General features: G+C 58.5%; 8 protein-coding genes and 1 other RNA gene. 7 read left to right on the top strand and 2 right to left on the bottom strand.

Going from position 1 to position 7,300, the window contains the following annotated elements; genetic code table 11:
- Positions 1–557 precede the first annotated feature (557 nt).
- From NW853_RS05630 to NW853_RS05655, 6 genes are all read left to right on the top strand, one after another.
- Positions 558–665 carry a PetM family cytochrome b6-f complex subunit 7 gene (locus NW853_RS05630; RefSeq protein ID WP_414334413.1) on the top strand — a complete coding sequence of 36 codons (108 nt, stop codon included), beginning with the start codon at positions 558–560 and terminating at the stop codon, positions 663–665.
- A 22-nt stretch (positions 666–687) separates the two neighbouring features.
- Positions 688–1,701 (top strand): ketopantoate reductase family protein, encoded by a 1,014-nt coding sequence (locus NW853_RS05635; protein ID WP_414348262.1) that lies wholly within the window; start codon positions 688–690, stop codon positions 1,699–1,701.
- A 23-nt stretch (positions 1,702–1,724) separates the two neighbouring features.
- Positions 1,725–2,489 carry an SDR family oxidoreductase gene (locus NW853_RS05640; RefSeq protein WP_414334417.1) on the top strand — a complete coding sequence of 255 codons (765 nt, stop codon included), beginning with the start codon at positions 1,725–1,727 and terminating at the stop codon, positions 2,487–2,489.
- A gap of 84 nt (positions 2,490–2,573) precedes the next feature.
- Positions 2,574–3,833 carry a sensor histidine kinase gene (locus tag NW853_RS05645; RefSeq protein WP_414348265.1) on the top strand — a complete coding sequence of 420 codons (1,260 nt, stop codon included), beginning with the start codon at positions 2,574–2,576 and terminating at the stop codon, positions 3,831–3,833.
- 150 nt (positions 3,834–3,983) lie between these two features.
- Positions 3,984–4,247 (top strand): helix-turn-helix domain-containing protein, encoded by a 264-nt coding sequence (locus NW853_RS05650; protein ID WP_414334421.1) that lies wholly within the window; start codon positions 3,984–3,986, stop codon positions 4,245–4,247.
- 193 nt (positions 4,248–4,440) lie between these two features.
- On the top strand, positions 4,441–4,701 hold the full coding sequence (locus NW853_RS05655) for a hypothetical protein (RefSeq protein WP_414334448.1): 261 nt from the start codon (positions 4,441–4,443) through the stop codon (positions 4,699–4,701).
- Positions 4,702–4,786: 85 nt separating this feature from the next.
- Here the strand turns inward: NW853_RS05655 and NW853_RS05660 are convergent, their stop codons facing one another.
- Complete coding sequence (locus NW853_RS05660; protein ID WP_414334423.1) at positions 4,787–5,680, bottom strand: acyl-CoA desaturase; 894 nt, start codon at positions 5,678–5,680, stop codon at positions 4,787–4,789.
- 320 nt (positions 5,681–6,000) lie between these two features.
- Between NW853_RS05660 and NW853_RS05665 the strand changes: the two genes are divergently transcribed.
- Positions 6,001–6,666 (top strand): TetR/AcrR family transcriptional regulator, encoded by a 666-nt coding sequence (locus NW853_RS05665; RefSeq protein WP_414334425.1) that lies wholly within the window; start codon positions 6,001–6,003, stop codon positions 6,664–6,666.
- Between the two features lie 83 nt (positions 6,667–6,749).
- Here NW853_RS05665 and rnpB read toward each other — a convergent pair.
- Positions 6,750–7,211, bottom strand: an RNA gene (gene rnpB, locus NW853_RS05670) — RNase P RNA component class A.
- Positions 7,212–7,300: the final 89 nt, after the last annotated feature.

The following is a 7,300-nucleotide window of genomic DNA, read 5'->3' on the forward strand; positions in this document are numbered from 1 at the left end:
CGACGATGTCGAACCATCCTCGCTCCTGGCGTACGCGCCCTACCGCGATGGTCATCTCAACTTCTCCCAAAAAAGATCTAAATGAATGAGAACGCTAATGAAACTACAAAGTTTGCTTCCTTGAAGCAAGAGAAGAGCCTAGGTATAAAGACTCAACTCGCGGGTCTTTTGCCTCACCTTCTTTTAACGGCTCTTTGGCCAGAGCTACTCAGGAGCTCTTACAAGTAGGACTCCCAGTGCTCCAAGACCCTGTCCAGAACCGTTTCCAGTACTCAACAACGGCCCAATGAGCCATCTGAGAGCTACCGGACAAGCTTTACGGCTGTAGGCATTACAATCTAGCCTATGCCGGTAAAGACTTGTAAATTGCTTTCATTATAGAGGCGGGTGACGCGCCTCCATCAAGTCCGAGGTGGCCGGGATCTTCACAGACTGTAATCTTTGCGGTTTTTCTCTCCTGAGATATTGAGCGTGAGGGGCCGCCTCACCTCAGGGAAGGCCGAAGGCCCAAGATCCGATATCCTTAAAGGGCGAGGCAATCCACCTGAGAGGAATCTATGGCTAGTGAGATCTTCACCATTGCTGGGCTCTCCATTGTCCTGACCCTAGTGGGCGTGGCGCTCGGATACGGGATCCTGCGCGTCACCCAGGGCGGGGCCGAGTAGGGATTTCCTCGCTTGGTGAAACATGAAAATCGGCATCGTCGGCGCCGGGGCAGTCGGGGGGCATTTGGCCGTCCGCCTGGCCCGAGCCGGTTTTCCAGTGAGTGTGGTGGCACGGGGATCCCACTTGCAGGCCATCCGCAGCCGAGGGTTGAAGCTGATCCGGCAGGGGGATCCTTCCCAGGCTTGGGTGGAGCGGCTGACAGCCAGCGACGACTTGGCTGAGCTGGGGCGGCAAGATGTGGTGATCGTTGCTGTCAAGGCCTACAGCTTGCCCCTGCTTGCCCCACAGTTGGGATCCCTGTGTGGCCCGGACACCCCCGTTGTGGTTGTTCAGAATGGCGTTCCCTGGTGGTACTTTTACCGGCATGGCGGCGAGTTTGAGGGGCGCTCCTTGACTTCGGTGGATCCGGGCGGGGTGATCGCCACCCATCTGCCGATCGAACGGGTGATCGGCTGTGTCGTGTACATCGCCGTGCAGTTGGCAGAGCCAGGGGTAGTTTTGCACACCGGCGGCGGGCGCTATATTCTGGGGGAGCCAGATGGATCGTTGTCGGAGCGGCTGCGCTCTCTGGCGGCCATCTTTGAGCAGGCGCAGCTTCCTGTAACTCTCACCTCCCAAATTCGGGTCGAGATCTGGCAAAAACTGTGGGGCAACGCCGCTTTCAACCCCATCAGCGCCCTCACCCGCGCGGCCCAAGACGAAATTGCCCAGTACCCGCCCACCCATGCGTTGGTTGAGTCGGTGATGCAGGAAACCGAGGCTGTGGCCCAAGCGCTGGGGATCCGGCTGCCGGTCTCTCTGGAAGAACGGCTCAAGGATGCAGCCCGCGTGGGATCCCATCGCACCTCGATGCTGCAGGATATTGAGCGGGGGCGACCGACGGAGATCGAGAGCATTGTCGGCGCCATCGCGGAGCTGGGGCGTTGGGCAGGGATCCCGACTCCCCATTTGGATACACTCTATGCTTGCGTTAAGCTGCTGGAGCGCTCGCTTCAGGCGGGGAAGGCGGCCTGTTCCCAGCCGCAGATCCCCTAGTAGCCCCTCAACTCTTGCGGACTATGCTGGAAAACGCCATTGTGCTCATCACCGGTGCCAGCAGCGGCATCGGGGCAGCCTGTGCCACGCTTTTTGCCCGTTCTGGGGCCAAGCTGATCCTGGTGGCCCGCCGTCAGGAGCGTCTGCAGGAGCTGGCTATGGAGTTGCAGCAGGCTTACGGCGCTTCCTCATACTTGCTGACTTTGGATGTGCGGGACAGGGCAGCCGTACAACAGGCGCTCCAGTCTTTGCCGCCGGTCTGGGCTGAGATCGACATCTTGATCAACAACGCCGGCCTCAGTCGCGGCTTGGACAAGCTCCACACCGGTGCTCTGCAAGATTGGGAGGAGATGATCGATACCAACATCAAGGGCTTGCTGTATGTTACCCGCGCCGTCTTGCCCGGCATGGTGGAGCGGGGCCGCGGCCATGTGGTGAACATCGGCTCCATTGCCGGTCGGCAGACCTATCCCGGCGGCGCCGTCTATTGTGCTTCCAAAGCCGCCGTGCGGGCCATCTCCGAGGGCCTGAAGCTGGATCTGCTGGGCACCCCCATTCGCGTCACCGAGATCCAGCCCGGCTTGGTGGAAACCGAGTTCAGCCAGGTGCGCTTCCACGGCGATCGCGAGCGGGCGGCAGCGGTCTATCGGGGCCTCACCCCCCTGACGGCGATGGATGTGGCCGAGGTGGTGCTGTTTGCCGTCACCCGTCCCCCCCACGTCAACCTCAGTGAGGTCTTGCTGGTGCCCACCGACCAGGCCAGCACGACAATGGTGCATCGCCGATAAGGATGCGAAGATCCCGATCCCTTCGCTTGTTCGGTATTCACCCCCCCATCCCTGGGCGACAATGGCGGCAAAGGGGGTGGGCCCATGGGAGTGGAAAGCGGGATCCTCATTGGGTTGGGCATCGGCCTACTCGGCACGCTGATTTTGCTCTGGCAGAGTCGGCGCCGCTTCGGCCGCCAATTGCAACAGTTGGGATCCCTGCTGCACGTGCCCCTGCCTCTGAGTTCGCCAGAACAGATGCTCAGCCGGCTCAGCCGCCACCTGCGCCAACAAGAACTGGAGTGGGCCAGCCAAAAACGACACCTGCAAGACTGGCAGTATCTCAGCCACCACCTGCCCTGGGGATACCTGCGGGTGGACGAGAACAACGTGGTCCTGGAGTGTAACCCTGCCGCTCAACGCCTGCTGCACATTGGCCAGTGGCAGCCGGGCGTCAAGCTCCTGCTGGAGTGGGTGCGCTCCTATGAGTTGGATCAGCTCATCGAAGCCACCCGCCGCCAGGGGGCCAACACGCCCATCCAGAGCCGCGAATGGATCTTCTACCCTTCCGGCGGCGAGAATAAACCGGTTCCGCTGCGGGCTTGGGGGCTGCCACTGCCGCAGGGGCAGGTTGCCATCTTTTTGGAAGACCGGCTGGAAGCTACCCTGCTAGCCCAACAACGGGATCGCTGGGCCTCGGATGTGGCCCACGAGCTGAAAACCCCCCTCACCTCGATTCGCCTGCTGGCCGAAACTTTACAAAGCCGGGTCGACACCGCGCAAGCGGTTTGGGTGGAACGATTGCTGAACGAGACGCTGCGCCTCAGCCAGTTGGTACAAGACTTGTTGGAACTGAGCGCCCTTAACTTGGGGGCCGGATCCCGCTCCCAATGGCGCTGGGTAGAGCTGGCAGCTTTGGTGCGCGAAGCCTGGCAGAGCTTAGAACCGCTGGCCAAGCCCCGTCACCAGGAACTGCACCTGAGCAGCCCCTCCCAGCTCTATCTCTGGGGAGATGAACAGCGCCTCTACCGCCTCATCCTCAACCTCTTGGACAACGCCGTCAAATATGGCGCGCCCGACTCCCCTGTCCACGTGCTGCTCTTGGAACAGGGATCCCAGGTGCGGCTGGAGGTGTACGACCACGGCCCTGGCCTGCCGGAGGATCAATTTGAGCTGGTCTTTCAACCCTTTTACCGCACCGATGCGGCGCGGGCCCGCAGCAAAGGCGGCACCGGCCTGGGGCTGGCGATCGTGCGGCAAATTGTGGAACTTCACGGCGGCACAATCCGCCTGCGCAATCACCCACAAGCAGGTGGGCTGTGGGTGCAGGTGGAACTGCCCCGGAAACGCGCCGATGCCCTGTGAAAGCTGCCCAGAAGCGCTCCCGTCAACATCGCCAAACCCTTCGGCCTGAGAATTGCCGCAGATTTTCCTGCGGCGGGACTATCCATCTTGGAGGGGATCCCCTACAATTGGGGTAGGTAATCTTTACAGTTCATCCTACAGGCATTCGGAATGGGCGCCGACTATCATTCCGCTGATTTGTTGTCGGAGCGGGAACTGCAGGTCATCGAGTTGATTGCTGCAGGGCTGACCAATCAGGACATTGCGGAGCGCTTAGAGATTAGCAAACGTACCGTTGACAATCACATCAGCAACATTTTGAGTAAAACCCGAACTGCAAATCGGGTGGCTTTGGTACGCTGGGCTCTGCAATGGGGAAAGATTTGCCTGGACCAGGTCAATTGCTGCACCCTAGTGGATGACAAAATTGCCTAGCCCCATCTTGCTTTGCCAGTAGCCAGATGCCCAACGTAGAGTCTTAATCAGGGGATTTTTTTGCGTTTTGCACCGCGATTGCTTCTGGGAGCGGGGGTGAGGGGAAGAAAGAGGCTGCCGAGAGCCCTTGGGAAGTCTTCCAGTTTGGCTAGAGGTAGCTACATTTTGAGTTGTGTAGGTTGAGTTGTCATCCGTGAGCATCCCTGAGCTGAAACGTTACGCTGTTCGCTACGATTCCATGCCCCTGATGGTTTATCGGGAAGTGGCTGCCCATTTGGCTTGTGTTTCAGGGGTAGAAACGGAGCTGGAGTGGAAAAAAGACTCTAGCTTTCGCTACCAAGACAGCCAAGTAGAGGCGTTGCATATTTGTCAAAAACCCGGTGCCGACCCAGAGCAAATTAAGCGCATTCTCGACCACTACGGAACGTGGCAGTATAGCCCCTTAGAAGAATAGCCCTTTCTGCAATTAAATAAAAAAGGGATCCCCAGGGGTGGGGATCCCTTGACGATTCCTCTGCAAGTTCTGGGACAGAAGCCGTTCAGCCAGTAGCCTGGCTTTGGTCAGACAGATGCAATCTACGGGCCAAACCCAGTCTTGCCAGCACCCAAATGGCCCAGTAGGTCATGTCGATCTCCCACCAACGCAAGCCTGCTTTCACGCGCTTCGGGTCGGCGTGATGGTTGTTGTGCCAGCCTTCACCATAGGTTAAGATGGCCGCCCACCAAAGGTTACGGGCATTGTCGTCGCTCTCGAAAGTTCGGTAACCCCAGAGGTGGCTGGCAGAGTTGATCAACCAGGTGCAGTGCAGCAGCAACACCGTCCGCACAAAGATGCCATAGATGACGAACGACCAACCCCCCAGCAAGTAGAGCACGGCAGCCAGCGGCAATTGCAGCAGCAGCCCATACTTGTCCAGCCAACGATAAAAAGGATCCCGAGCCAAATCCGGCGCAAAAGCAGAATACTTCTCACGGTTAAAAAACTCTTCCCGTTGGTAAATGAGCCAGAGCATGTGGCTCCACCAAAAGCCTTTGCGAGCAGAGTAGGGATCCCGCTCTTCGTCTTCAGTAAAAGCGTGATGCTGACGATGGCCGCCCACCCAGAAAATCGGCCCCCCTTGGATGGCGAGAGCGCCGAAGGTAGCAAAGACATATTCCAGCCACTTGGGCACTTGGAAACTGCGATGGCTAAGAAGACGATGATACCCTAGGCAGATGCCCAAGCTGCCGAAGCACCAGTGAAGCAATAGAGCCACTCCCAGGGCCGGCCAGGAAAAGTAAAAAATGCCGCCCACCAAAGCGAGGGCGTGAAAAACAATGAAAAAGAGAACAAATTCCCAGGCAAACCGGAAAGACTTTTGGGGCTCAGGCTGAGTGAGCGAAGCAGAACGGTCAGGATTATCCAGCGATTGGGAAGGAAGGGAAACGGCCATGAACCAGCAAAACCTCAGAAAAAGAGAAAGGGCAGCGCAGAATCAAATACCTCCTCACAAAGTTGCTTCTCATGCAAAGGCCACCGAATCCCTGACTCAGCTCACAAGGAGCTCACAACCCTGAAAGGCAAACCGGGATCCCTGAAGGCCCGCCCAAGCAAGCCCCAGCAGTGAAAGCGGCTACAAGAGAGCAGAAAAGCAGCAGGTTTGATCTCGCCTGAGGCTAAGCTTAACGATATTTCACCTCGAATGCAAGCGCTACTTGCAGGCTGCTGCCGTTCTCTAGGGTTTTCTCCTAACTCCTTACCCCATCACCCACCATGGCACGTTCTTCCTCTCGGCAAAGGCTGCTAGACGCGGCTCGGGAGCTGTTTGTTCGTCAGGGCATTACCCAGACCACCACCCGTCAAATCGCAGACCTAGCCGGCGTTAATGAAGTCACCCTATTTCGGCACTTTGGCAGCAAGCAGGGGCTGCTCTTGGCCGTGTTTGGTGAGCTGGGGGTCTTTTCCGGCATTGCCGATCTTCCTCTCCAGGGGGATCCCGCCTCATTCCAAGGCTCTGGGCTGCAGGCCATTCTGCTGCGCTATGTCCACACCTGTTTTCGGGCGCTGGCCGATAATCCTGAGCTGGTGCGCTCTTTGGTTGGAGAAGCAGGCTTTTATTCCGAGGAGCATCGCCGCGCTCTGAGGCTCGGCTTTTCTCAGGCGCAGGAACAGCTAACACAATACTTGCAACAGTTCCCCGGCTCTGAGTTCCAATCGGTCGAGCCCGAGCGCCTTCACCGAGCCGCTGGGGTTTTACACCTGATGATTTTGGGGGCGGCCGTGTTGGCCGTCACCGCCGGCCTGCCCTCGAGCGGCGAGGAGAAGTTGTCCCATGGCCGCTCATCAAACGCTGAAAGCGAACCAATCCCAGACCTACTCCAAGCCTGCGTAGAGCTGTGGATGGCAGGCTTGACCGACGTGAAAAAGGCAGAGAGCTAGCCTCCTCTCATGCGGCTTTAGGACTCCGTCCCGCTATCGCGAGTGGCGGGACGAAAACAGGCGATGGGCACCAAAAAGAGGGGAAAAGAGAGGAGGTTGTAAGCCGGGTTCTGTAGTGGGGCGTTCTTTCAAAACTTTCAAGAACTAACCCGCACTGGCGATCATCCATCTGGGAGTGATGTTGCCATCACCCTCTAGCGGCTCACCACCATCGAGAGCACCCTTCCCCAGCGTCTACTGGGTACCGTGATCTCGATGCAGCCGACAGGGGCGAAGAACAGCCATGATCCTGCGGCTGCGGCCTTGCTTTCCACCGGGGTTTACCGAGCCAACGCCTCTCGACGTTGCTGGTGGGCTCTTACCCCACCTTTGCACCCTTACCTGTGCTGGGATCCCAGCCATCGGCGGTATGTTTCTGTGGCACTGTCCTCGCGGTTACCCGCACTGGGAGTTTCCCCAGCGGTGTGTTCTTCTGAAAGCCCGGACTTTCCTCATCCCGCTGTCTGGTGGCGACAGCAAAGACGCGATCGCCTGCCCCTCCTCTCTCTTCACCTCGATCCTACTGCATTTCCCAAACCCGGAGATCACCTCCATCACCACAGCCGCCGCGCTTTCGGTGCCATGCCAAACAAGC

The organism is Synechococcus sp. H55.11, assembly GCF_047462475.1.
Lineage (GTDB): Bacteria > Cyanobacteriota > Cyanobacteriia > Thermostichales > Thermostichaceae > Thermostichus.

Bases quoted from the DNA above. Each gene is read 5' to 3' on its own strand.
- NW853_RS05630 (WP_414334413.1), top strand. From the start codon at position 558: ATGGCTAGTGAGATCTTCACCATTGCTGGGCTCTCCATTGTCCTGACC.
- NW853_RS05635 (WP_414348262.1), top strand. From the start codon at position 688: ATGAAAATCGGCATCGTCGGCGCCGGGGCAGTCGGGGGGCATTTGGCC.
- NW853_RS05640 (WP_414334417.1), top strand. From the start codon at position 1,725: ATGCTGGAAAACGCCATTGTGCTCATCACCGGTGCCAGCAGCGGCATC.
- NW853_RS05645 (WP_414348265.1), top strand. From the start codon at position 2,574: ATGGGAGTGGAAAGCGGGATCCTCATTGGGTTGGGCATCGGCCTACTC.
- NW853_RS05650 (WP_414334421.1), top strand. From the start codon at position 3,984: ATGGGCGCCGACTATCATTCCGCTGATTTGTTGTCGGAGCGGGAACTG.
- NW853_RS05660 (WP_414334423.1), bottom strand. From the start codon at position 5,680: ATGGCCGTTTCCCTTCCTTCCCAATCGCTGGATAATCCTGACCGTTCT.
- NW853_RS05665 (WP_414334425.1), top strand. From the start codon at position 6,001: ATGGCACGTTCTTCCTCTCGGCAAAGGCTGCTAGACGCGGCTCGGGAG.